Source organism: Ensifer sp. NM-2 (assembly GCF_003024455.1).
Classification (GTDB): domain Bacteria; phylum Pseudomonadota; class Alphaproteobacteria; order Rhizobiales; family Rhizobiaceae; genus Ensifer; species Ensifer canadensis.
Window position 1 is genome coordinate 54,976 of the sequence record NZ_PVZR01000027.1, and the last position, 23,160, is coordinate 78,135.

The following is a 23,160-nucleotide window of genomic DNA, read 5'->3' on the forward strand; positions in this document are numbered from 1 at the left end:
CCTTACAGCTGAATCCATCCCGCACGCGGCTTCCAAAGCCAATTGCCATCACGGGCCCAAGTGAGGGGCAGCAGAAAGCGTCCGAGGTCCCCCACTACCGTGGCCAAGCCTGGCGGCGCGACCGCCATACGTTCGCGACCGAGAAACGCCCGCCACTGCCGATCCCATACTTCGGCATAGGCATCGCTGAGACCCATCGGCCTCTCCTTCGGAAAGTCCGTCCCCCTTCGAGCGAAAGTCTGGCGCACGGCCTTCGCGAGGGTGGACCACTCAAGCTCGAACGTCTCGGCGATCAGCCAAAGATCGTAGAAATCCTTTAGGCGGCTATTCGCCATGCCTAGCGTCACCAGCGCCTCGAACTTCTCTGCGACCACGGTTGCGACCGGATAGGCTCGCAGGTGCGGCGCCGGAGCATCGAGCAATGATGGATATTCTATTTCGACCGGTCCGGGTGTGATGGCATCCCCGAAGCCGATGTCCACCTGAATCGGGATGCGGGCGCCTGCGATGGTGGCTGTGGTGCGGACTCGAATTCCGCCATATTCGACTTCTTCACGGATCGGCGCGGCTTCGAGCGCATCGACATCGAAAACGACGCCATCATCGTCGACCGGCTGCGTGCAAATGGCATGGAAAGTTTCGGCGATGGCCTTCGGGCTGTTCGCACCATAACCCAGCAGGTCGAGGTCACGCGTCGGCCGAAACGGGTCGGCGACCCATGTAACGAACAGCATCGCGCCCTTTAGGATGAAGCGGTCGCGATGCGCGGATAGGGTCAGCCGGTACAGGAGCCTTTCGAGCGCGTAGCGCGTCAGCAGGATCAGAAAGTCCGTGCGCTCCGCGCGGGACCGATCCAGAAGCCGGGCGCGCACTGATGCCCCGACGTTTTTCTTTGGTTCAAGCGCCATCAGCCACCGTCGCTTCGACATAGGGTCGCATGGTCGACCAGATTCTGGCCCTCTTCGCATATGTCCAGAGTTCGTCGCTTGTGGTTTTGCGCCGCCGGAGCCCCTCGCGCAGCCCCTCCATCGCAACATCGAGGCCGACTTTCGTCCTATAACGGAAGCAATCGACGATCGAACGCGCCGGATTTGTGATCGGCACGTCGACCCCCTCGATGCGATGCCGTTCGACACCCTCGGCGAGAGCGGTGCCGGTGAAGCGTACGAAACGGATAGGCGGATAGTCGATCTTGGGGCGCCAGGCCGTTCGATCGATGGCCATCCAGACCGCCGACGGCATTTGCAGCGTCAGCTGATGAAACTGCAGCGCCGAGATTAGGCAGACGATCCCTCTCGGCACAAGCGCCGATGCCTCGGCTAGGGCATGTCGTGCGTCGGCCGTGGCGTCGGGAAGCTGGTAGAGGCCGCGCGCCGGACGAACGACTTCTTCATCTCGTACCAGGCGCGCGAGCGTCTCTGAGCCAATGCCGTGCGCGGCGAAATCCTTCAGCCGCAGCATATGCCGGGCTTTCAGGAGTTCCAGTGCGCGAGTCCGTTGGGTGCCAGCCGTGTCCACTTCCGTGATGTTTCCTCTGCTGAAAATCATACCAGCAGAGGTTTTAACACATTCGCCTCTGAAAAACACCCATGCTCACCTGCTCCTTGACTTCTACCCCAAACTAGAACGAATATAGAACATTACGTGCCCGTCCCTGGAGGTCAAGAACGAACGTGCGGTCAGAGCCCGCCACTACGTCAGCCATCAAGCCCTAAGCGGCATGTCCCCTTCCCAGAACGTGGGTAAACGGCTCCAGTGGCAAACCTTCCGCTTTCGCCCGTTCGACGACTGCGTAGGTCACCCGGTTCAAGGTGGCGCGCGACATCGGAGCATCCGCGTGATGCCGCGACGGCAGCAGATATCTTGAATTCCGTTACACAGGTCTTCAGGGCGATCATAATGTCGTACCTGGCGCGACAGGCGTTATTCGCCTTGGAGCGCTTGATCCGCTCTGGGGATCGTCCAGACCGCATTCTCGAAGTCGACCTCGTCCCATACGCGTTCTGCAGCTCGCTCTTGCGAACCACCGTGAGGAGATAGAGCCGCATTCCCAAACGGATCGTGGGAAGCGTGGCGATGTGGTCGAGTTGCTTCAGCATCACTCGAATTTCGGAGGATGAGAGCGCGCGGTTTTTAGGCACGAAAGTGGTGATCGACGCTGGTCCCACTTCGGCTGCCGGGTTCGCGACCTTCTCTCCGTTCAGGATGGCAAATCCGTAGATCTACTTCACAGGATGTCTCGCACGTGGATGGCCGTCGCCGGAGCGCCGCGTTCAGCGATTTTCCCGCAATGGGCTCGTAGATCGTCGGGCGTGATCTCCGTCAGGAGACGATTGCGCCATGCCGGCAGAAGTTCTCGCTCGAAGATGGAGCGCGTGCTGTCAGCCAGAGCGCCGGTGAGCCCATACTACTGACACGCTCTTATCCGGAAATAGAAAATAGCAGACTGCCACCAATATACGCTGGGCATTAGCAAACGGGCGCGTCGATCATCTGTTATTCCCCAATGACCGTGCACTCCGTATCCGTGAAAGCCCGCGCCACGCCGATCGGGGCACTGACTGGCGACGCACCGTGTCGCCGTCAAACCTGCGGTTGGCTGACACGGCAACACGCGCTAAACGTTGGATGTCGAGACTTGGCGTTGTTTCGACCGCGATGACAAGTCACGAGGTATATATGTTCGATCTCAACGGCAAATCAGCTCTCGTCACCGGCGGTGGCCGTGGACTTGGCTTTGAGATGGCAAAGGCACTTGCCAAGGCGGGCGCGTCGGTGGCAATCAATGGCCGCAATCGCTCGGCATTGGAGGCGGCACGCGATCGGGCCGCGAGTGAAGGCATCACGCTTGAGACCGCGGCCGGCGATGTGGCGGCAGATGTGGACGAGATCCTGGCCGCGGCGACAGGTAGTACCGGAAGGCTGGATATTGTGATCCACGCCGTCGGTGAGCGCGACCGGCGCGGTGCGGACGAGATGGATGCTGCCGGCTTTGCAGCCCTCATCAACACCGATCTCACTGCCGCTTACGGGATGGCGAAGGCAGCGCTGCCTTATCTTCGACAATCGGACGCCGGACGGCTGATCTTCGTCACCTCGATCGCGGCCTTTGCAGCCCGCGCCGGCGACCCCGCCTATACCGCGGCAAAGGGCGGACTTGACGCATTGACGCGATCGCTTGCGGTCGAACTCGGCTCTGACAGCCTGACCGTTAACGCCATCGCGCCCGGCTGGTTTGCTACGGAAACCAACGCTGCACTTGCCGCCGATCCCGTGCTGCAGCAATTCATCGATGTCCGCATCCCATTGAAGCGCTGGGGAAGGCCGGAAGAAATCGCACCTGCCGCCGTGTTCCTCGCGTCACCAGCCTCAAGCTTCGTCAACGGTATCACCTTGACGGTGGATGGCGGCATGACGGTCCAGATGTAAGCCGCGGCACTCGAAGCAACTGTCAGGGCGCAGAAACCGCTTTTGAAAGTCCGTCGACAAGAAGGCTCGCAAGCGTCGTCGCCGCCTTTTCGGCGCTGGCTTTGAGACGCAGGCTGAACTCGGCATCGGGCAGGGCCGGCAGCGCCAACCTTTCGGGCGCAATCGCCACACCCTCGCCGACGAAGCGTTCGGTTCGCGCCGTCAGCGCGATGCTAGCGCGAACCGCGGCGCGAAGCCCGGAGAGGCTCGGGCTTGTCGCTGCTATCCGGTAAGGCCGACCACTTCCCTCAAGTGCGTCGATAGCTGCGGAACGGAAACCACAGGGCGGATCGAGGACGGCAAGCGGCAATTGCTCGTCGACAGGCAGGACCTCCGGCGACGCTGATAGCCAGACCATCGGTTCGCGCAACACTGCGACTTCGTCGCTCGCGGCGCTTTGCCGCATGACGATCATCACGTCCACAGCGCCCTGATCATATTGGGCCACAAGCTCTTTCGAACGACCGACCCGCAGATCCAACCGCACCCGCGGGTGTGCGCGTGCAAACTGTTGCAGCAGCGTCGGCAACGTGCTGTCGGCAAAATCCTGGGTGCAGCCGAGCGACACGCGGCCATCAGTGCGTGCGCCCTTGAGGCTGAGCCACGCGTCACGGTGAGCGTCGAGGATCTTGCGGGCGTGGACGACGACATCTTCACCGGCTGGCGTCAGCACCCGGCCGCGCCCGGATGGTGCCAGCAACGCCTCGCCGATCAGAGCCTCCAGCCGCTGCATCTGGGCAGTGACCGCCGAAGGGGTTCGACCGACGACCGTGGCTGCATGAGCCAGCGAGCCGCTTTCGGCAAAGGCCAAGAATGTGCGCAACAGGTCAGGATCAAGCGTCTGCATAACTTCATGATAATCGAACTATTACTCAAAAACAATTCGATTTATTTTCACCAATAGAACTGCGAATTTGGCTTCAACACCAACCGACACTTGAAGGAGCCAACCATGCCTATCATCAATGTCACCGTCACCGGCAAGGCCGACCCTGCCCTGTCCAAGCGCATCGCCACCCTCGTCAGCGAACTGACGGCCACGCATTTGCGCAAGGACCCGACGATTACGGCCATCGTCGTCAACTATGCTGATCCGCTTCACTGGTTCGCCGGCGGCCGCTCGCTTGCAGAACAGGGCACCAACAGCTTCTGGCTTGATATCAAGGTTGTGGACGGCACCAACACCAAGCAGGAGATGGCGAGCTACCTTCAAGCGGTCTTCGCCGGTTTTCAGCAGCTGCTCGGCAACATGCATCCGGAAAGCTATATCCTTGTGCACGAGGTCTCGGCTGCCGCCTATGGCTTCGAAGGCAAGACGCAGGAGTTTCGCTATATCAGCAACCAGCTCAAAGCGGCAGTTTAGCCGCCACGTCTGGGATGGCCAAAAGTATACGGCGTCGGCTCGTATCGACGCCGTATACCGGTTACACCCGGTCAGCTGGGCTTTGCTTCCTCATTGCCGCGCAGCAGATGAATGAGCGCGGAAAAGTCTTCGCCACCATGGCCGAGTTTCTCGAACATGGAATAAAGCTGCGCTGCCTGGGCGCCCATCGGCGTCGAGGCGCCGCTTGTGCTGGCGGCCTGCTGCGACAGCTTCAGATCCTTCAGCATCAGGCTTGCTGCAAAACCGGGCTTATAGTCGTGGTTGGCAGGTGATGTGGGCACGGGCCCTGGTACCGGGCAATAGGTCGTCAGCGACCAGCATTGACCGGACGAAGTCGACGCAACATCGAACAATGCCTGATGCGACAGACCGAGGCGCTCGGCGAGGACAAAGGCCTCGCAGACGCCGGCCATGGAAATGCCGAGGATCATGTTGTTGCAGATCTTTGCCGCCTGGCCCGCACCGACGTCACCGCAATGAACGATCTTCTTGCCCATGGCGTCGAGCAGCGGCTTGCCGCGGGAAAAGGCATCATCCGTACCGCCGACCATGAAGGTGAGCGTGCCGGCGGCGGCCCCGCCGGTGCCACCCGAAACGGGCGCGTCCAGCGACAGGCATCCGGCCTTGTCGGCAAGCGCATGCGCCTTGCGGGCGCTGTCGACGTCGATGGTCGAACTATCGATCAGCAAAGTGCCGGGGTCGACGAAGCCGAGCAGTTCATCCCAGACATAGAGCACATGCGCGCCAGCCGGCAGCATGGTGATGACGCATTCCGCCTCGCGCACCGCATGCGTGATCGAACCTGCAACCGAAACACCCGTCTTTGCCGCAGCGTTGCGCGATGCCTCCGACAGATCGAAGCCAGTCACCGCGTGGCCGGCCTTCACCAGATTGGCGGCCATTGGGCCGCCCATGTTGCCAAGCCCGATAAAGGCGATCTTCGTCATCTTCACTCCTCCTGAATTGCAATTCGACCGACGCCAACCGGAGCGACTGGCTCCCTCAGGCGACAAACAATGGCAGGTGATCTCGGTTCGTAAATTGCGCGCGCTTCTCTTCCGTCACATCGGAAAGGCCCACCGACCATCTCGGGTTGCGGTCCTTGTCGATGACGGCGGCACGTACGCCCTCATAGAAATCGGGATTGGAAAGCATGCCGAGCGTGGCCGAGTATTCCCGCTCGAGGCATTCATTGAGCGAGGCGCTCTTGCGTCCGGCACGCAGGAGATCGAGCGTTAGTGCCATGCTCAGCGCCGAACGCGAGCGAAGCAGCGCCAGCGTTTCCCTGCCGAAGTCACTGTCTTCCGCCTCGAGCGCGGCAAGGATCTCCTCGACCGTATCGAAGGCGAAGCACCGGTCGATTGCCTTGAGATGCGCCGCGAGCGGCGATGGCGGAACCTCATCGGCCACCCCTTGAATTGCGGCATCGACATCCGCGGCCTTGGCTGAAGGCGGCAGCGCGGCAAGGGTCGAGAACAGCTCATCGAGCTTGGCGGTCGGCACATAATGGTCGGCAAGGCGCGCATGGATTGCATCAGTGGCGCCGATGTCGCGGCCGGTAAGCCCGAGATAGGTGCCGAATTCGCCGGGCGCGTGAGGCAGCAGCCAGGTGGCGCCGACATCCGGGAAATAGCCGATGCCAGTTTCCGGCATGGCAAGCCGGGTGCGCTCGGTGACGACACGGTGGCTGCCATGTGCCGAGATGCCGACACCGCCGCCCATGACGATGCCGTCCATGATGGCAACGTAGGGCTTCGGGTAAGCGGAAATCCGGCTGTTGACGATGAACTCCTCGCGCCAGAACTGTGCGCCTTCGGCCGGCCGCTCGCGCCCGCTCTCATAGATCATACGGATGTCGCCGCCGGCGCAAAGCCCGCGCTCGCCTTCGCCGGTCACCATCACGGCCGCGACAGAAGGATCGCTCTCGAACTCGGTCAGCGCTTCGGCGATCAACCGGATCATCGGAACGTTGAGGCTGTTCAACGCCTTCATGCGATTGAGCCGGATGCGGCCGATTGCGCCCTGGCGTTCGACGATGACTTCCGGTGCTACCGCCTGCATTTCCATGAAAAGCCCATCCTATTTCCGGCCGAAGATCGAGCGCGCCACGATAAGCCGCATGATCTCGTTGGTACCCTCGAGTATCTGGTGCACTCTCAGGTCCCTGACAATCTTCTCGACGCCGTAGTCGGCGAGATAACCATAGCCGCCATGGAGCTGCAGCGCGTCGTTGGCGACGGCAAAGCAGCGATCGGTGACGAAGCGTTTGGCCATGGCGCAAAGTTTCGTCGCCTCGGGGTCACCAGCATCAAGTGCCGAGGCCGCGCGCCAGAGGAAGGTACGGGCGATTTCGAGATCGGTTGCCATATCGGCGAGGCGAAACTGCAGTGCCTGGAACTCGCCGATCGCCTTGCCGAAGGCGCGACGTTCCTGGACATAGGCGAGTGCCCGGTCGAAGGCGGCCTGCGCACCGCCGAGCGAGGCTGCGGCAATGTTCAGCCGGCCGCCGTCGAGCCCGCCCATGGCGATCTTGAAGCCGTCACCCTCGGCACCGAGGCGGTTTTCAGCGGGGACCCGCACGCCATCGAGCATCACGGCGCGGGTGGGCTGTACGTGCCAACCCATCTTCTTCTCGTTCGCGCCGAAGGTGAGGCCGGCCGCATCTTTTTCCACCACGAAGGTGGAGATGCCCTTCGGCCCGTCCTCGCCGGTTCTCGCCATGATCACATAGAGGCCGGACACACCGGCACCGGAGATGAACTGCTTCTGGCCGGTCAGCACGTAACTGTCACCGTCCTTGACTGCCTTGGTCTTGAGCGCTGCCGCATCCGAACCGGATCCCGGCTCGGTCAGGCAGTAGCTCGCCAGCGTCTCCATGGTCAGCAGCTTCGGCAGCAGCCGATGGCGCTGCTCGTCGGTGCCATAGCGGTCGATCATGCCGGCGCACATGTTGTGAATGGAAACGAAGGAGGCAACCGCCGGGCAGCCGGTTGCCAGAGCTTCGATGATGATTGCGGCATCGAGCCGCGTCAGGCCGGTGCCGCCGACATCGTCGCTGATATAGATGCCTGCCATGCCGAGGGCGGCTGCGGCCTGCAGCTTATCGACCGGGAAATGCTTTTCCTGATCCCACTCAATGGCGTGAGGCGCCAATTCGTCGCGAGCGAAGTCGAGTGCCATCTGGCGGATGGCTTCCTGTTCCTCTGACAGGTGAAAATCCATATGCATGTCCTCCCTGACCGCATATTGAACGATTGGGGCTAGTTACACCAAATTCCGTACAGGCACAGGTGCAACTTCTCACAGGTTCTGTTCAAAAACGAACAGATCCCTGCAAAAGTCCATTAGCTTTCACTCAGACGATACGGCAGAGCGCCGCGTAAGTCATGGTCGACGATCAGCCTTCGCTTCAGTGGCGGCACGGCGCGGCTGGCGCATTTGGTGCGCTCGCAGATGCGGCAGGATATGCCAATAGGATCGAACGCCGCGCGGTTGCCGAGATCGAGGTCGTCGGCGTAGACGAAGGCGTCGGCGTAGGAGATCTCGCAACCGAGCGCCAAGGCGTAACGCGGCTGTGCGGCGCGGAAGCCGCCACCACCCTTGGTGATCTGCGTTGCAAGGCAAAGATAGCGCACACCATCAGGCGTCTCAGCGAGCTGACGAATGATGCGGCCGGGCGTCTCAAACGCCTGATGCACGTTCCAGAGCGGACATGCCGCACCGAAACGGGCAAACTGCAGCTTGGCCGCACTATGGCGCTTGGTGATGTTGCCGGCCCGATCGATACGGGCAAAGAAGATCGGCACGCCCTTCTGGCCCGGACGCTGCAGCGTCGACAGGCGATGACAGACCTGCTCGAGCGACGCACCAAAACGCGCCGCCAGCAGCTCGACGTCGTGCCGGAGCTCGCGCGCCGCCTTGTGAAAGGCCTGGTAAGGCAGGATCAGCGCACCGGCGAAATAGTTTTGCAGCCCAATGCGACAGATCTCGTAGGCTTCCTCCGTGCGGAAACCGGCGCCGCCGGCCACCCGGTCGATCTCTTCTCGGGCGTGCAGTTGAGCGATCTGCAGTGCAATCTGGAAATCGCGTGTCGCGGCCGGGGCATAGGGGTTCAGCGTCAACAGACGGGCACGCGGATCGTACCGCCGGATCGCCTCGTCGCCGGCCGCACCCCGCAAGACACGCACGCCGTGGCGCTGCTCGAGATAGGCGGCCAATGCTGCATGGTTGTCGCCCTCACCGAGCCCGAGTTCGCCTGCAAGTCGCTCGGCGAGAACGTCGATGTCGTGGATATAGTTGTCGACGAAGTGGAAGAAGTCGCGAACTTCTTCATAGGGCGTCGTCTCCACGGAAGACCCGCCGCGGCCGATGGTATCGTCGATGCTGGCCAGTTGCTCGCTGTTGCGGCGATAGGCCTGGTGACAACTGATCAGCGCATGCGCTAGCCCCGGCGCATTCTGGGTGATCAGCTTCAATTCCTGCAGGCTCGGCGAATAGGTCTCGAACAGCGGATCGCTCAAGGCTTCCGACAGGGCAGACAGCAGCCTGTCGCCCTCCCCGGTCGAAAGTTCGGCGATATCGATCTGAAACTTTTCGGCAAGTGCCAGAAGAACGGAAGCCGATACGGGCCGCTGGTTGTTCTCTATCTGATTGAGGTAGCTGGTGGAGATGCCGATGCGCTCGGCGAACTGTCCCTGCGTCGCCCGGTTTGCATCCCGAAGTTCCCTGACCTTGCGGCCGATATAGAGTTTGCCGATCGCCATGTTCGCAACTTTGCAATTTACATTTCGCAATATTCTCTATTTCACATTTGCACATGAACGGGCGTTTTACCATCCGTCCTTCGAGGCTATTGCGAAGCGACAAACGCCTCTGCACAATCACGGAAAAACCGGGAGGGAATTATGCGCGCCATACTTGAACAGGTCGAAGCTCGCCGGGCGGAGGCAAGAGCCGGCGGCGGCCAGCGGCGCATCGACGCCCAGCACGGCAAAGGCAAGCTGACGGCACGCGAGCGCATCGAGGTTCTGCTCGATGAAGATTCCTTTGAAGAATACGACATGTATGTCACGCATCGCTGCGTCGACTTCGGCATGGACAGCCAGAAGGTGGCCGGCGACGGTGTCGTCACCGGCTGGGGCACGATCAACGGCCGGCAGGTCTATGTGTTCTCCCAGGACTTCACGGTTCTCGGCGGCTCGCTGTCGGAAACCCACGCGCAGAAGATCTGCAAGATCATGGATATGGCAGTCAGGAACGGCGCGCCGGTCATCGGCCTCAACGATTCAGGCGGTGCGCGCATCCAGGAAGGCGTCGCCTCACTTGCAGGTTATGCCGAGGTCTTTCGCCGCAATGCCGAGGCATCGGGCGTTATCCCGCAGATCTCGGTGATCATGGGCCCTTGCGCTGGCGGCGCCGTCTATTCGCCAGCGATGACCGACTTCATCTTCATGGTGCGTGACTCATCCTACATGTTCGTCACCGGCCCCGACGTGGTGAAGACCGTCACCAACGAAATCGTCACCGCCGAAGAGCTTGGCGGCGCCGGCACGCACACGAAAAAATCCTCCGTCGCCGACGCGGCCTACGAAAACGACATCGAGACGCTTGAGCATGTACGCCTGCTCTTCGATTTCCTGCCGCTCAACAATCGCGAGAAGCCACCGGTCCGGCCATTCCACGATGATCCGTCGCGGCTGGAACGCAGGCTGGACAGTCTCATCCCCGACAGCGCGGCAAAACCCTACGATATGAAGGAACTCATCCTTGCGCTTGCCGACGAGGGCGATTTCTTCGAGCTGCAGCAGAGTTTCGCGCGCAACATCATCACCGGCTTCATTCGGATGGAAGGCCAGACCGTCGGCGTCGTCGCAAACCAGCCGATGGTCCTTGCCGGCTGCCTCGATATAGATAGTTCGCGCAAGGCGGCCCGCTTCGTCCGGTTCTGTGACGCCTTCTCGATCCCGATCCTGACCCTCGTCGATGTGCCGGGCTTCCTGCCGGGCACCGCCCAGGAATATGGCGGCGTCATCAAGCATGGCGCCAAACTGCTTTTCGCCTACAGTCAGGCAACCGTACCGATGGTGACGCTGATCACGCGCAAGGCCTATGGCGGCGCCTATGACGTCATGGCCTCCAAGCATATCGGCGCCGACGTCAACTATGCCTGGCCGACCGCCGAGATCGCGGTGATGGGCGCCAAGGGCGCGACCGAAATCCTCTACCGCTCCGAACTCGGCGACGCCGAGAAGATCGCGGCGCGTACGAAGGAATACGAAGAGCGCTTCGCCAATCCGTTCGTCGCCGCAGAACGTGGTTTCATCGATGAAGTGATCATGCCGCACTCTTCGCGCCGCCGCATCGCCCGCGCCTTTGCCTCGCTTCGCAACAAGCAGGTCGATGTCCGCTGGCGCAAGCATGACACGATCCCGTTGTGATGGAGGCAATCATGGAGCCGGAACGCGAACGCATCATGACACCGGAAGAGGCCCGCCGCGACCATCGCGAGATGCTGCGCTACCTGGCCGTCAACGCGCTCTATGGCCTTGCGACCGGCGCGACCGTCGCTGGCGTGCTGATCTGGCTCAACATCGGCGCGGTCGGCACCCATATCGCCCGCTCCACCAGCCCCATCCTCGCCACGGCCATGGTTGTCGTGCCGTTTGCGCTGCTCTTCGGCGGCGCCGTTGCGGCATCGTCGATTGCGCTCCTGCCCTATCGGCGCAAATTCAAACGCTGACGCGACACCAAGGATTTGAAAGAGAAACGCATGTTCAAGAAGATCCTCATCGCCAACCGTGGCGAAATCGCCTGCCGCGTCATCAGAACCGCGAAGAAACTCGGCATCGCCACCGTCGCCGTCTATTCCGACGCCGATCGCGATGCCATGCATGTGCGCATGGCGGATGAGGCCGTGCATATCGGCCCCTCGCCCTCGGCGCAGTCCTATATCGTCATCGACAAGATTATCTATGCTATCCGCAAGACCGGCGCCGATGCGGTTCATCCCGGCTACGGCTTCCTGTCGGAAAATGCCGCCTTCGCCGAAGCGCTCGAAAAGGAAGGCGTTGCCTTCATCGGCCCGCCGGTTGGCGCAATCCGGGCGATGGGCGACAAGATCACCTCGAAGAAGCTTGCGGCCGAAGCCGGCGTCTCCACCGTTCCCGGTCACATGGGCTTGATTGCGGATGCCGATGAGGCCGTGAAGATCTCCGGATCGATCGGCTATCCCGTGATGATCAAGGCGTCGGCCGGCGGCGGCGGCAAGGGCATGCGCATCGCCTGGAACGACCAGGAAGCACGCGAAGGCTTCCAGTCCTCCAAGAACGAGGCGAAGAACTCGTTCGGCGACGACCGGATTTTCATCGAAAAATTCGTCACCGAACCGCGCCATATCGAAATCCAGGTGCTCGGCGACAAGCACGGCAACACGCTCTATCTCGGCGAGCGCGAATGCTCGATCCAGCGCCGCAACCAGAAGGTCATCGAGGAAGCCCCCTCGCCGTTCCTGGATGCCGCCACCCGCAAGGCCATGGGCGAACAGGCCGTGGCACTGTCAAAGGCCGTCGGCTATCATTCGGCCGGCACGGTCGAGTTCATCGTCGATGGCAATCGCAACTTTTATTTCCTCGAGATGAACACCCGCCTGCAGGTGGAACACCCAGTCACCGAACTCGTGACCGGCCTTGATCTAGTCGAGCAGATGATCCGCGTCGCGGCCGGCGAAAAGCTTGCCTTCGGTCAGGCGGACGTGAAGCTCAACGGTTGGGCGGTTGAGAGCCGGCTCTATGCCGAAGACCCCTATCGCAACTTCCTGCCCTCGATTGGCCGGCTGACGCGCTATCGCCCGCCTGTGGAAGGTGCAAACGACGACGGCACGGTGACGCGCAACGACACCGGCGTCTTCGAGGGCGGCGAAATCTCGATGTATTATGATCCGATGATCGCCAAGCTCTGCACCTGGGGACCGGACCGCCTGACGGCCGTCGAGGCCATGGCGGAAGCACTCGACCAGTTCGAGGTCGAAGGCATCGGTCACAACCTGCCGTTCCTGTCCGCCGTGATGCAGCAACAGCGCTTTCGCGACGGCCGCCTGACAACCGCCTACATCGCCGAGGAATTCACCGACGGTTTCCATGGCGTGACGCCGGATGAAGCGTCGGCGCGCAAGCTGGCGGCGATCGCCGTTTCCATCAACCAGACCCTGCAGGAACGTGCCAGCCAGATTTCCGGCACGATCGGCAACCATCGTCGCATCGTCGGCTACGATTGGGTGGTCAATCTTGCCGACATGGACTTTGCGTTGACGTCAGGCGCTTCGGCCGATGGCGCCTATGTCCGCTTTGAAGACGGCACGTCCGCCTCGATCGCCGGCGACTGGACGCCGGGCCGCACGCTCGCCACCTTCAACATCGACAATCAGCCGATGAGCGTGAAGGTGGAACTGACGGGCACCGCGATCCGGCTGCGCTGGCGCGGCATCGACGTGATTGCCCGGGTTAGAAGCCCGCGTGTCGCCGAGCTTGCCAAACTGATGCCGAAGAAGCTGCCGCCGGACACCTCCAGGATGCTGCTCTGCCCGATGCCCGGCGTCATCACCTCGGTCTCGGTCAAGGCCGGCGACACGGTGGAAGCGGGCCAGTCGCTGGCAATTGTCGAGGCGATGAAGATGGAGAACATCCTGCGCGCCGAGAAGCGCGCCACCGTCAAGCGCGTGGCCGTTACCGCCGGCGCAAGCCTCGCGGTCGACGAATTGATCATGGAATTCGAATGATGGTTGCCAAGCAATCAAGTCCTCACCCTCATTCCTGTGCTTGTCGCAGGAATCCAGCAGCGCCGCGTGCGCGGTGCACGAGATCATTTCTTCACGCGAAGAACTTCGCGTGACTGGATCCCTGTGACAGGCACTGGGATGAGGTCCGAAAGGTGCCCTTTGGGCCAAGGAGTTACCGATGAGCGATAAGACCGTGAAAGATTGGGAAAACCTCGCCGAGCGCGAACTCAAGATGGCGCCGGAAAATCTTACCTGGCAGACGCCGGAAGGCATCGCGGTCAAGCCGCTATATACCGCTGACGATCTCGATGGCATCGGCCATCTCGGCTCATTGCCCGGCTTCGCGCCATTCCTGCGCGGCCCGCGCGCGACGATGTATGCCGGCCGACCCTGGACGATCCGGCAATATGCGGGATTCTCGACGGCAGAAGCCTCGAACGCCTTTTATCGCAAGAACCTCGCCGCCGGTCAGAAGGGCCTTTCGGTTGCATTCGATCTTGCCACCCACCGCGGTTACGACAGCGATCATCCGCGCGTCGAGGGCGATGTCGGCAAGGCGGGGGTGGCGATCGACAGCGTCGAGGACATGAAGATCCTGTTCGATGGCATTCCGCTGGAGGAAATGTCGGTGTCGATGACCATGAACGGTGCTGTGATCCCGATCCTCGCCTCCTTCATCGTCGCCGGCGAGGAACAGGGCGTTTCACGCGACAAGCTGTCGGGGACCATCCAGAACGACATCCTCAAGGAGTTCATGGTCCGCAACACCTATATCTACCCTCCGGAACCCTCGATGCGCATCGTTGCCGATATCATCGAGTATACGGCAAAGGAGATGCCGAAGTTCAACTCGATCTCGATCTCGGGCTATCACATGCAGGAGGCGGGCGCGACGCTGGTGCAGGAGCTCGCCTTCACGCTCGCCGATGGCCGCGAATACGTGCGCGCCGCCCTTGCCAAGGGCCTGAACGTCGACGAGTTCGCCGGTCGCCTCTCCTTCTTCTTCGCCATCGGCATGAACTTCTTCATGGAGGCCGCCAAGCTTCGGGCAGCACGGCTGCTGTGGACGCGGATCATGACGGAGTTCGAGCCGAAGAAGCCGTCGTCACTGATGCTGCGCACCCATTGCCAGACATCGGGCGTCTCGCTGCAGGAGCAGGATCCGTACAACAACATCATCCGCACCGCCTTCGAGGCGATGTCGGCAGCCCTTGGCGGCACCCAGTCGCTGCACACCAATTCCTTCGACGAGGCGATTGCGCTGCCGACCGAGTTTTCGGCGCGCATCGCCCGCAATACCCAGCTGATCCTGCAACATGAGACGGGCGTCACCAAGGTCGTCGATCCGCTGGCGGGCTCCTATTACGTCGAGAGCCTCACCAACGAGCTGGCGGAAAAAGCCTGGGCGCTGATCGAAGAGATCGAGGCGATGGGCGGCATGACCGAGGCGGTCAATGCCGGACTGCCGAAACGGCTGATTGAAGAGGCGGCCACCCGCCGGCAGGCGGCGGTCGACAAGGGCGAAGAAGTGATCGTCGGCGTCAACAAATACCGTCTCGACAACGAAGAGCCGATCGACATCCTGGAGATCGACAATACCGCCGTGCGTGCCGCCCAGATCCGCCGGATCGAGGAAACCAAGCGTCGGCGCAACTCGCAGGATGTGGCAAAGACACTGGCCACTATTACCGAATTTGCCCGCACCGGCGACGGCAATCTGTTGACCGCCGCGGTCGAGGCGGCCCGTGCCCGGGCAACCGTCGGCGAGATCTCTGACGCGATGCGCGCGGCCTTCGGCGACCATGCCGCAACGCCCAAGGTCGTCAGCAAGATCTATGGCAAGGCCTACGAGGGTGAGCCCGAACTGGCCGTGCTCACCGAACGGCTGGGCGAGGTCTCGGACAAGCTCGGCCGCAAGCCGAAGATCATGGTGGCAAAGCTCGGCCAAGATGGCCACGACCGGGGGGCCAAGGTGATCGCTTCGGCCTTTGGCGATATCGGCTTCGACGTTCTGGCCGGCCCGCTGTTCCAGACCCCCGAAGAGGCGGCCGACATGGCGCTTGCCAGCAAGGTCAACGTCATCGGCGTGTCATCGCTTGCCGCCGGCCACAAGACCCTGATGCCGCAGCTTGCCGATGCGCTGAAAAAGCGCGGCGGCGAGGATATCATCGTCATCTGCGGCGGCGTCATCCCGCGGCAGGATTACGAGTATCTGATGGATAACGGCGTGTCCGCCGTCTTCGGCCCCGGCACGAACGTCCTTGATGCCGCCCGCGCGGTGCTCGACCTGATCGAAGGCAAGCGGCGAAACATTTGAAGCCTGACCGCACCGGGATTCCACCGGTGCCTTCTTCAAAGGACGGGCGCGACTGCGCACAATAGCAGTCCATCCAGTCCGCTCCGGTGTTCGACAAGCAAGAGCCGAAGTCGAAACGGGTGTAACATTGCTGTCTGGAACCCGAGCGGCGCGCACAATTGTCCAAGGACCGTTTTTCCGCCGGGGTTCGATCTGCGGGAGGACGGCAATGCGCAAACTTCAATCGCAAGGGGTCCATCACATCACGCTCGTCGGCGCGAACCGCCAGACGTCGATCGACTTCTGGGAGGGCGTGCTCGGCATGCCCTTCATCTTCGAGCAACCGAACCTCGACAGGGCGGCGGAAAGCCATCTTTATTTCGATCCGGGCGATGGCCGCCTGATCACCGTCTTCACCGACGAGGCCCGCAAGCCCGATCCCGATCGGACATCGACGGATATCGGCTGCGTGCATCACATCGCTTTCGCCGTCTCGCGCGCGACGTTCCAGCAAGCGGTCGACCGTCTCAACGAGCGGGAGATCCGCCATAGCGGCGTCAAGGATCGCGGCTTTATGGATTCGATCTATTTCGAGGACCCGCTTGGCCTGTTGATTGAGCTTGCGTCCTATCGGTTCGAACCGCCGGCCGGCCATACTCATGCCGAGGTCCTGATGGAAGCGCACCGGATTCGCGTCGCCCGCAGCGAATACGCCATCGCCGAGGAGCATCTCGCCGATGCCATCGAGGCCCTGGTCGAGCGGACCCGGCCTTCATTGTCAACCGATCGGGTGCCCAGGAATCCGTACTGAGCACCCCCGCGAAAAGGGAGGAACACTCGTGTCTGCAATCAAACTCAATGTCATCAAGCCCAGCGTCAACAACCTGACGGCCCGCGTGTTCGTTCGCGCCGCAGGTCTCGATTTCAGCGAGCATGACGTTTATGGGCTTACGCGCTCGGCCGAGTATCTGGCGAGGGCGCCTTCGCACCTGACGCCGATGATCGAAACGGCGGATTTGCCCAAGGGCGCACTGTGGGAAAGCTGCGCGATCATGCAGTATCTCTGCAACAAGCACGGGCTCAACGACTTTTATCCGAAGGATCCCGAGGCGCGCGCAATGATCGACAGCGCTATGTTCTACCTGATCGGCACCTTCTATCCCTATCTCGCGCGCGCCACTTATCCGGTGCTCAAGTTCCCACAATATCCGGGCGAAGTCGGCTATAGTGATGCAGACGCCGCCACCAAGGAGCATGCGCGCAAGCAAGCTGCGGATGCGCTGGCCGAACCGCTCGAAGTCTTCCACACGTTCTATATGGGCGAGAAACCCTTCATCGGTGGCACCAAACCGTCGATTGCCGACATGAGGCTTGCAGCGACGCTCGAGTTCCTCGCGGTAATCGACTATTCCCTGCCGGCCTGGGCGGCAACCTATATGGCGGCGATCGAGAAATCGCTCGGCAACGCCTACTCCGAACCCGCCGCAGATGTTCGCGGCTATATCGACTACGTGAGAGCCCAGAGGCAAGAGGAACTGACAGGAAATAAACGTGATCGGATAGAATGAGTGAGAGCGGATGCGGGAGAAGAACCGCAATGGCGGCATCGGCCGTTCATTGGACAAGAAGCGCGATGCCGGTCGCGCCGAGCGCCAATGTCCAGAGACGATCGAAGTTGATCCACGCTGAGCGCAGGGCCGCAAGGCCCAGCCACTCGAAGACGGCGAGCGCGACCGCCGCGATGACCGCGAGCATGGCGCCGCTATGCACCGCAAGGGCGGCAAGCGCGACCGGGAGGGAGCTCGCCATCGGCATTGCGAGGTCGCCAGAGCGATCGGCGAGACAGATGCTGAACACTGCGGGCACCAGCATCAACCCCGCCCCGTGGCTCGTTGCCATCAGGAAGGACCAGAACGCAAGGCCGCCCATGCCGGTTCGCATTCCCACTCTGACGCGTTGGCGGTGTCCGTAAACGGCGCCGTAGGCGGCAAGGCCAAGTATGAGCGAGGCAGCGGCAAGCCTGAAGCTGTCCAGATCCAGGGCTGCGCCGAATGCGATGACCACCACCAACACGGTCGCGATGGAAATCGCATGGCCAATCGCAATGGGAACAAGGGACAACCAGACGGTCCGCCGGCTCTGGCGGTGAAGCCCCAGCGCCACGGCGAAGAGCCAGCCCATCGCCGGATTGAGACCGTGAAAGGCGCCGAGGCCGGCAAGCGAAAGCCATGGCCAGAAGGTCGTCATTCGCCATGGTAGGGCCGCACGCCCGCACCCTCCTTACGGATAACAGTAGGAATCGGACGAGCAGTCCCCGCCTTCCAGGCGAACCTGATGCGGGCGATGGCCTTTCGGCCAATCGACGAAGAAACTCTCGTCAAACGCGATTCCGCCGCCCTCATTGACATCCAGCTTGACCATCCACCCGTCGATACCGTCGGGATAGAATTGCGGGTCGATTGCGCCATAGAGCGAATTGGTGAAATAGACCCGCTTGCCGTCCCGGCTGATCTCCACCATCTGCGGCCCGCCGCTCAACGCTCCGTTTGCAGCCTTCGGATGGGTCGCACGTGAGACGATCCCACCGATGCGCACTCGGCCCGTCTCCTTCGGCGCGAATGGGTCGGAAACATCATACTGGATCATGTCACCGGTGCCCCAGCAGGAAACATAGAGGAACCGATCGTCCATCGACAGGTCGATGTCCGTGACGAGCGGTGCGACCGCGCCGAAGCCCTTGAGCACGGGCGGCAGGAGATCCGGATCGGCGGGCTCTGCCGGGATTTCTATCACCTTCTTGACCGCCCATTGATCTCCGTCACGATACCAGGTCCAGATCGACGCCGAGAGATCCTTGAGGCTGATGACACAGCCGACGAAGCCATAGGCCTTGGTCGGATCGTGGGCCGGGCGCAGTTCAAAGACGAGCTGGTGCTCCTCGCCGAAGTCGATCTCTTGCAGGTGCTTGCGCTTGTGCAGATCCCAGAAGTGCAGCCTGCGGCCGTATTTCGAACCGAGCAACACTTCCGGAACCAGCCCGTTCTCGAAGGTATCGGGCGTGCCCCATTCGCTGGTAATCAGCGTGTCGTGACCGAGATGCCACCAGAAGTCATAGGCGAGCTTCTGCGGTCCACGATCCATTTCCCATTGGCCGAGCACGTCGAAACTCTCGTGATCCAGCAAGAAGATGCCGCCGGGCGCATTACCGTCGCGGTCGGCGAGCGCGTTGACGTAGATGCCCTCGGGGCCGCAATGGATGGTGTGCAACCGCGAATAGTTCGCCTTTTCGGCAATTTCGGAAGGCTCGATCACGCGGATGATCTTCGGATTGCGCGGGTCCGGCTTGGTGTCGATGATGTGGAGCCGCGAGGATCTCAAACCCGGGACTACGAGATAGCGACGCTCGACATGCGGGTGCGGCGCATTGGGGCAAAGACAGGAGGAGCAGGCGTTCCAGCCGAAATGATGGAGCTCGTCGCCAACGTTCGGCATATCGACCTGTGCAACGATTTGCGAATAGCTCGGTGACGTCGGGTCGACATCGACCACGGCGATCGCATCCGGCCTCGCCCGCTCAGGATCGAAGGCTGCGACATAGGCTAAGGTTTCCTTAGGAGCCTTGGCCGCCATGCGTGGTGAAGGATAAAAAGAAGGATCGGGTCGCCACGTCGCCATTTCCATTCTCCCTGGAGAATTCCCAATGCGTGGATCCTGATGCAGCCTTTGGTGATGCGGCAAAAACGCGTCGGAAATGCGGCGCATTGCCCCATTTCCTCAAAAGGAGCGATGCGGCTTCCTGTCGGGCATCGCATCGATCATCGCCTGGGGCTTACCGCCCCGCTTGCCGCCCTTTCTTATGCCTCGATCTTGGCTTGGTGCGCCGCGCGGTTGTGCTCTGGCCAAAGTGCACTTATGTTCTGGTCATGACGTCGATAGCAGATGCGCTCGGTCCCATTGGCCTCATGGGACGTTTGCTTGCCCGCTTTTGGCCGCAACTGCTCCTGATCGGGGCGGCAGGCTATATCGTGCGAGACCTGCTGCTGCGTGCCGCAGTGGAGGTAGGTTTGCGCCACCCGCTCGGCGGCATGGTGGTGCTGTCGCTCGTCGTCCTTGCCAAGCTCATCATCGTCGTCCTGATGTTTCTAGCCCTGCGTCCCGGATTGCCCGCGCTGGAGTCGCTCCGGCAGACGAAGAGCGTGCCGGTCTCGTCAGGCAAATCCGGCAGCAACGATCGGCGCTTGCTGGCCGCAACCGCCGCAGCGATTTTGCCGTTCTTCGCCTATTACGCGGCGTGGGGCTTCCTCGGCAACACGGTGCGTGAATATTCCCGGCTGGCACTCGACAAGGTCGCTTTCGGCGGGAAGGCCGATTTCTTTAACATTCTCAGTTCACGCGGCCTGCTTCTGTCCATCGCTATTTGCTGGGTGGTACGTTGGGCCGCCAAGCAAATGAGCAAAAAGAGCGAAGCGCCAACTTGGCGCTTGCTGATCGTTGCAGCCGACGCGAGCTGGATCTTTATCGGTCTTTACGGGCTTTCGATCTGGAAGGATGAATTCATCACCTGGCTCGGCGCCGGAAAACTGCTGAGCACTCTTGATTGGGGCAACAGCTTGCAACTGATCGGCGTTGCCTATGCCGCGGAGAACTTCATACCCGTCGAATTTCGCGAGCCCGACTGGCTGACACAGGCGCAGAGCCTGTTCTTCTACGCCCTCTTGCCGATGGTCTGGCTGGTGATGGCGGCAATCATCAACGGCTATGAACTTTCCGCGGTCGGTCCCCGCACCATGCCGGCACGGACCAGTGCACGGAGCTGGCGCAAATGGCTCATCGATTTTCTCGAACACTTCGTCAGCGACTATCGCTCGCGTTATGGGCCGGTCTGGACCTGCCTGAAGCTGACACTCGGCGCAGGGCTTGCAACCTTGCTCACCTTCATCGTCGCCTATCGCCTGATCGGTTGGCTTGGGGCCTGGCTCTGGTTTGCAACAACGCGCCTGCTCGGCGTCGAAGAGTTCGCGACCTGGGAGTTTGTATCCAGCATCCTGGTCGTCTTCATCGGCAGTCCCAGCGATCTCGACGGCGGCATCTTGCTCGATGCCATGCGCATCTCGCTGCTGGCAGCCATACTCGAACGAGCCATTTCGCAGGCAACACCTGCGGTGGCCCCTGAAGCGCCGCGCATCTTATCAGACGCGCAAAGGTTGCTGTAACACTTTGAATTGCTGCGGGCGTGCAATCCTATCGTCGCACCTGATGTCCGAACTTCGGCTAGCGACCAAAGGGGAAGTTCGACCCAATGCGGGCCTGACGCGTCGACGCGAACCTGTCGGGCGCGTTGCGTGATTAGGCAGGAACGTAGGTCCCAACCTGATCACGTCATCCCGGATACCAGGCGTCAGATTCTATCCACTAACCACGCTTCCATTTGAATACGAGCGCGCCGTCGCCTGCTCCCAGAACCTCGACCACGAGCGAAAGATCGCTTGCCTTGGCCGGCACCATAAAACTTTCCGCCATTCTGACTGTGCCGCCGTTTCCGGCATTTGCAAAAGCGAGGCTCGAACAGCGCGGGCGATCCGCCACTTCGGGATACATCTCGCGCACGATTGGTTCCGTCAGCATCAAGGGCTCGAAGCGCCGCCCCTCCGCATCCACCAGCCGAACGCGGCACGCACTCTCAGCCAGCATTGCCAGATCTTTCGGTTCGCTCTCGAATTCCGCCAGAACAACGCGCGCGTCATTAGATGGACCGGGCAGTCGTTTCAGATCCGCAAGCTTCCATTGCCCGCCCGCATAGGGCTGGACCACACCGCTTTCGACGATGATGTCGCGCTTACCGGAAAACAAAGGCATCTCACGCAAACTATCCCAGGCGTGGACCACTATCGCCAATGGCAGCACGGCGACGAGTGCCACGAGGCAGGTCCAGAACAGGCGTCTTTCGCTCATGACCTGCCTCTCGTCATTTTGCAGCCAGCGTCCACGGCATGCTGCCGCTGCCGCGCGCAAGCGTGATCGATGGTTTGATTTCCAGTGGTGCCTTCTGGTCGAGCGCGATCCAAAGTTCTTCGCCGAGAGGGGTCAGACCAGAGCGCGCGATGAGCAGACGACCGCCGCTGATCGCCGTCTCGGGCAACTCGAATGCTACGAGCACCGGCTTGGGCAAGCCCGGCTCCAGTCGCTCCGTCGGCAGATAGCCATGCATGGTCGAGAAGCGTTGACTAAGGGCATAGCGGATTCCGCTTGGCGACAACCATTCCGCTGATAGCAACGTAAGGCTCTCTTTCTTGGCAACCGCTGCACCTTCGATGACCAACCAGACACCCGAGCTTGAATAGTCGCGCACCCGTCCGAAGCTCTCGGTCTTGACCGCCCGCGCCAGATGCACATTCGCGGCACCATAGGCAAAGGCATGGCTTTCCACCCGCTCGCCCGCTTTGCCACGGATCGCAATCGGCGACGTGATATCGCCATAGCCCGGCGTGTTGTGCTGCATGGCGTAGAGCACGAGAGCGCCAAGTCCGAGCAACAGGATTGTACGCAACCCGGCGATCATCGCACTGCCTCGTCCGTTTGCCCGCTTACGGCCAATTCGACGATGGCGGCCTTGCCGTCATCAAACCATCCGGGCGCGCCATAGAGATTGTCGCGCGGTTTGTAGATCTGCTTGGCGACCGAAAAGCGCAGCGCCTTCGGGTTCGGCAAACCCTCCGGCCATTCCCAAACAGCGATGAGTTTCTCCGGCATGCCAGGGTTGATCGCGCTCGCGATCCATTTGTCACGGGCGAGGTAGTAGACCGGCTCTGGAAGTTGGACCGACATCTGCGTCTCGATCGAGACGAGCTGCATGAACGCATTGCTTGTCGCGGCCGAGCGATTGTCGAGTTCAAGGTCGACCGTCAGGAACCGCTTGGGGTCGACTGGCTTGGTTCCCGTAGGGGGAACTTCCGCCATCGAGGCATTGTTTATCGTGATAACCCAACGACCTGTGTCGATTGGCTCGCCGATCCTGGCAAGCTCAACGGGAGCGGGATTGGCCGCCTGATAGACTGCGGTTGCGAAGGAGGCGGCCGCAGCCGCCATGCCTCCGATGCCCGTCACGAGCATCGCCAGAAGACGCCGCTTCAATTTCGACCGTCGCGCGATCGACATCGCACCTCCGCCCAGGTTTGATCGCTCCTGCAACCGCAAGATAGTATGGCTTGGCCGAGAAATCAAAGTTCTCAGGCTTTTCAG

Annotated in this window: 21 protein-coding genes and 1 pseudogene; 9 read left to right on the forward strand and 13 right to left on the reverse strand. The window is 61.4% G+C overall.

Annotated features, from left to right (window positions below; genetic code table 11):
• Positions 1-2: 2 nt before the first annotated feature.
• The 3 genes and pseudogenes from C6558_RS33465 to C6558_RS41195 all read right to left on the reverse strand — a co-directional run.
• Positions 3-908, reverse strand: coding sequence for a nucleotidyl transferase AbiEii/AbiGii toxin family protein (locus C6558_RS33465; RefSeq protein WP_107028347.1), 906 nt, complete (start codon positions 906-908; stop codon positions 3-5).
• Positions 898-1,518 (reverse strand): type IV toxin-antitoxin system AbiEi family antitoxin domain-containing protein, encoded by a 621-nt coding sequence (locus tag C6558_RS33470; protein ID WP_107028366.1) that lies wholly within the window; start codon positions 1,516-1,518, stop codon positions 898-900. The genes C6558_RS33465 and C6558_RS33470 overlap by 11 nt, the downstream gene beginning before the upstream one ends.
• Before the next feature lie 223 nt (positions 1,519-1,741).
• A pseudogene (locus C6558_RS41195) lies at positions 1,742-2,395 on the reverse strand (tyrosine-type recombinase/integrase); the annotation flags it as partial.
• Between the two features lie 284 nt (positions 2,396-2,679).
• Between C6558_RS41195 and C6558_RS33480 the strand changes: the two are divergent.
• The gene (locus C6558_RS33480; protein ID WP_082523430.1) at positions 2,680-3,429 is read left to right on the forward strand and encodes an SDR family oxidoreductase; all 750 of its coding nucleotides are present in this window, start codon (positions 2,680-2,682) and stop codon (positions 3,427-3,429) included.
• Between the two features lie 22 nt (positions 3,430-3,451).
• On the opposite strand, the gene C6558_RS33485 is transcribed toward C6558_RS33480, so the two are convergent.
• On the reverse strand, positions 3,452-4,315 hold the full coding sequence (locus C6558_RS33485) for a LysR substrate-binding domain-containing protein (RefSeq protein ID WP_107028348.1): 864 nt from the start codon (positions 4,313-4,315) through the stop codon (positions 3,452-3,454).
• 105 nt (positions 4,316-4,420) lie between these two features.
• On the opposite strand from C6558_RS33485, the gene C6558_RS33490 reads away from it, so the two are divergent.
• A complete protein-coding gene (locus C6558_RS33490) occupies positions 4,421-4,831 on the forward strand; it encodes a 4-oxalocrotonate tautomerase family protein (protein WP_107028349.1) in 411 nt (136 codons plus the stop codon).
• A 71-nt stretch (positions 4,832-4,902) separates the two neighbouring features.
• Here C6558_RS33490 and mmsB read toward each other — a convergent pair whose 3' ends face one another.
• From mmsB to C6558_RS33510, 4 genes are all read right to left on the reverse strand, one after another.
• Complete coding sequence (gene mmsB, locus C6558_RS33495) at positions 4,903-5,799, reverse strand: 3-hydroxyisobutyrate dehydrogenase (RefSeq protein ID WP_107028350.1); 897 nt, start codon at positions 5,797-5,799, stop codon at positions 4,903-4,905.
• A gap of 55 nt (positions 5,800-5,854) precedes the next feature.
• On the reverse strand, positions 5,855-6,919 hold the full coding sequence (locus C6558_RS33500) for an enoyl-CoA hydratase/isomerase family protein (RefSeq protein WP_057204621.1): 1,065 nt from the start codon (positions 6,917-6,919) through the stop codon (positions 5,855-5,857).
• 12 nt (positions 6,920-6,931) lie between these two features.
• Entirely contained in the window at positions 6,932-8,074 is a 1,143-nt protein-coding gene (locus tag C6558_RS33505) for an isobutyryl-CoA dehydrogenase (RefSeq protein ID WP_199197098.1), read from the reverse strand.
• 122 nt (positions 8,075-8,196) lie between these two features.
• Positions 8,197-9,615 carry a short-chain fatty acyl-CoA regulator family protein gene (locus C6558_RS33510; RefSeq protein ID WP_057218849.1) on the reverse strand — a complete coding sequence of 473 codons (1,419 nt, stop codon included), beginning with the start codon at positions 9,613-9,615 and terminating at the stop codon, positions 8,197-8,199.
• Positions 9,616-9,756: 141 nt separating this feature from the next.
• On the opposite strand from C6558_RS33510, the gene C6558_RS33515 reads away from it, so the two are divergent.
• From C6558_RS33515 to C6558_RS33545, 6 genes are all read left to right on the forward strand, one after another.
• Complete coding sequence (locus C6558_RS33515; RefSeq protein ID WP_025429056.1) at positions 9,757-11,289, forward strand: acyl-CoA carboxylase subunit beta; 1,533 nt, start codon at positions 9,757-9,759, stop codon at positions 11,287-11,289.
• An 11-nt stretch (positions 11,290-11,300) separates the two neighbouring features.
• The gene (locus tag C6558_RS33520; protein WP_025429057.1) at positions 11,301-11,591 is read left to right on the forward strand and encodes a hypothetical protein; all 291 of its coding nucleotides are present in this window, start codon (positions 11,301-11,303) and stop codon (positions 11,589-11,591) included.
• Positions 11,592-11,621: 30 nt separating this feature from the next.
• The gene (locus tag C6558_RS33525; RefSeq protein ID WP_107028352.1) at positions 11,622-13,625 is read left to right on the forward strand and encodes an acetyl/propionyl/methylcrotonyl-CoA carboxylase subunit alpha; all 2,004 of its coding nucleotides are present in this window, start codon (positions 11,622-11,624) and stop codon (positions 13,623-13,625) included.
• Between the two features lie 178 nt (positions 13,626-13,803).
• The gene (gene scpA, locus C6558_RS33535; RefSeq protein WP_107028354.1) at positions 13,804-15,942 is read left to right on the forward strand and encodes a methylmalonyl-CoA mutase; all 2,139 of its coding nucleotides are present in this window, start codon (positions 13,804-13,806) and stop codon (positions 15,940-15,942) included.
• A gap of 208 nt (positions 15,943-16,150) precedes the next feature.
• Positions 16,151-16,732: a VOC family protein gene (locus C6558_RS33540; RefSeq protein ID WP_057204634.1), complete on the forward strand. Its 582-nt coding sequence runs from the start codon at positions 16,151-16,153 to the stop codon at positions 16,730-16,732.
• Positions 16,733-16,760: 28 nt separating this feature from the next.
• A complete protein-coding gene (locus tag C6558_RS33545) occupies positions 16,761-17,489 on the forward strand; it encodes a glutathione S-transferase family protein (RefSeq protein ID WP_057204636.1) in 729 nt (242 codons plus the stop codon).
• A gap of 46 nt (positions 17,490-17,535) precedes the next feature.
• Here C6558_RS33545 and C6558_RS33550 read toward each other — a convergent pair whose 3' ends face one another.
• On the reverse strand, positions 17,536-18,168 hold the full coding sequence (locus C6558_RS33550) for a hypothetical protein (protein ID WP_057204638.1): 633 nt from the start codon (positions 18,166-18,168) through the stop codon (positions 17,536-17,538).
• A gap of 33 nt (positions 18,169-18,201) precedes the next feature.
• On the reverse strand, positions 18,202-19,596 hold the full coding sequence (locus C6558_RS33555) for a selenium-binding family protein (RefSeq protein ID WP_057204640.1): 1,395 nt from the start codon (positions 19,594-19,596) through the stop codon (positions 18,202-18,204).
• A gap of 248 nt (positions 19,597-19,844) precedes the next feature.
• On the opposite strand from C6558_RS33555, the gene C6558_RS33560 reads away from it, so the two are divergent.
• The gene (locus C6558_RS33560) at positions 19,845-21,134 is read left to right on the forward strand and encodes a hypothetical protein (protein ID WP_107028355.1); all 1,290 of its coding nucleotides are present in this window, start codon (positions 19,845-19,847) and stop codon (positions 21,132-21,134) included.
• A 199-nt stretch (positions 21,135-21,333) separates the two neighbouring features.
• On the opposite strand, the gene C6558_RS33565 is transcribed toward C6558_RS33560, so the two are convergent.
• From C6558_RS33565 to C6558_RS33575, 3 genes are read right to left on the reverse strand one after another with little or no spacing between them, the layout of a single operon-like run.
• On the reverse strand, positions 21,334-21,873 hold the full coding sequence (locus tag C6558_RS33565; RefSeq protein ID WP_107028356.1) for a hypothetical protein: 540 nt from the start codon (positions 21,871-21,873) through the stop codon (positions 21,334-21,336).
• Positions 21,874-21,886: 13 nt separating this feature from the next.
• The gene (locus tag C6558_RS33570) at positions 21,887-22,480 is read right to left on the reverse strand and encodes a hypothetical protein (protein WP_107028357.1); all 594 of its coding nucleotides are present in this window, start codon (positions 22,478-22,480) and stop codon (positions 21,887-21,889) included.
• Entirely contained in the window at positions 22,477-23,076 is a 600-nt protein-coding gene (locus C6558_RS33575) for a hypothetical protein (RefSeq protein WP_107028358.1), read from the reverse strand. Before C6558_RS33575 ends, C6558_RS33570 begins: the two co-directional genes overlap by 4 nt.
• Between the last annotated feature and the right edge of the window lie 84 nt (positions 23,077-23,160).

What these genes read in the sequence shown, in the direction of transcription:
- C6558_RS33540 (WP_057204634.1), top strand. Translation starts at nt 16,151, where the DNA reads ATGCGCAAACTTCAATCGCAAGGGGTCCATCACATCACGCTCGTCGGC.
- C6558_RS33465 (WP_107028347.1), bottom strand. Translation starts at nt 908, where the DNA reads ATGGCGCTTGAACCAAAGAAAAACGTCGGGGCATCAGTGCGCGCCCGG.
- C6558_RS33550 (WP_057204638.1), bottom strand. Translation starts at nt 18,168, where the DNA reads ATGACGACCTTCTGGCCATGGCTTTCGCTTGCCGGCCTCGGCGCCTTT.
- C6558_RS33485 (WP_107028348.1), bottom strand. Translation starts at nt 4,315, where the DNA reads ATGCAGACGCTTGATCCTGACCTGTTGCGCACATTCTTGGCCTTTGCC.
- C6558_RS33480 (WP_082523430.1), top strand. Translation starts at nt 2,680, where the DNA reads ATGTTCGATCTCAACGGCAAATCAGCTCTCGTCACCGGCGGTGGCCGT.
- C6558_RS33525 (WP_107028352.1), top strand. Translation starts at nt 11,622, where the DNA reads ATGTTCAAGAAGATCCTCATCGCCAACCGTGGCGAAATCGCCTGCCGC.
- C6558_RS33515 (WP_025429056.1), top strand. Translation starts at nt 9,757, where the DNA reads ATGCGCGCCATACTTGAACAGGTCGAAGCTCGCCGGGCGGAGGCAAGA.
- C6558_RS33520 (WP_025429057.1), top strand. Translation starts at nt 11,301, where the DNA reads ATGGAGCCGGAACGCGAACGCATCATGACACCGGAAGAGGCCCGCCGC.
- C6558_RS33570 (WP_107028357.1), bottom strand. Translation starts at nt 22,480, where the DNA reads ATGATCGCCGGGTTGCGTACAATCCTGTTGCTCGGACTTGGCGCTCTC.
- mmsB (WP_107028350.1), bottom strand. Translation starts at nt 5,799, where the DNA reads ATGACGAAGATCGCCTTTATCGGGCTTGGCAACATGGGCGGCCCAATG.
- C6558_RS33490 (WP_107028349.1), top strand. Translation starts at nt 4,421, where the DNA reads ATGCCTATCATCAATGTCACCGTCACCGGCAAGGCCGACCCTGCCCTG.
- C6558_RS33500 (WP_057204621.1), bottom strand. Translation starts at nt 6,919, where the DNA reads ATGGAAATGCAGGCGGTAGCACCGGAAGTCATCGTCGAACGCCAGGGC.
- C6558_RS33555 (WP_057204640.1), bottom strand. Translation starts at nt 19,596, where the DNA reads ATGGCGACGTGGCGACCCGATCCTTCTTTTTATCCTTCACCACGCATG.
- C6558_RS33505 (WP_199197098.1), bottom strand. Translation starts at nt 8,074, where the DNA reads ATGGATTTTCACCTGTCAGAGGAACAGGAAGCCATCCGCCAGATGGCA.
- C6558_RS33565 (WP_107028356.1), bottom strand. Translation starts at nt 21,873, where the DNA reads ATGAGCGAAAGACGCCTGTTCTGGACCTGCCTCGTGGCACTCGTCGCC.
- C6558_RS33510 (WP_057218849.1), bottom strand. Translation starts at nt 9,615, where the DNA reads ATGGCGATCGGCAAACTCTATATCGGCCGCAAGGTCAGGGAACTTCGG.
- C6558_RS33560 (WP_107028355.1), top strand. Translation starts at nt 19,845, where the DNA reads ATGACGTCGATAGCAGATGCGCTCGGTCCCATTGGCCTCATGGGACGT.
- C6558_RS33575 (WP_107028358.1), bottom strand. Translation starts at nt 23,076, where the DNA reads ATGTCGATCGCGCGACGGTCGAAATTGAAGCGGCGTCTTCTGGCGATG.
- scpA (WP_107028354.1), top strand. Translation starts at nt 13,804, where the DNA reads ATGAGCGATAAGACCGTGAAAGATTGGGAAAACCTCGCCGAGCGCGAA.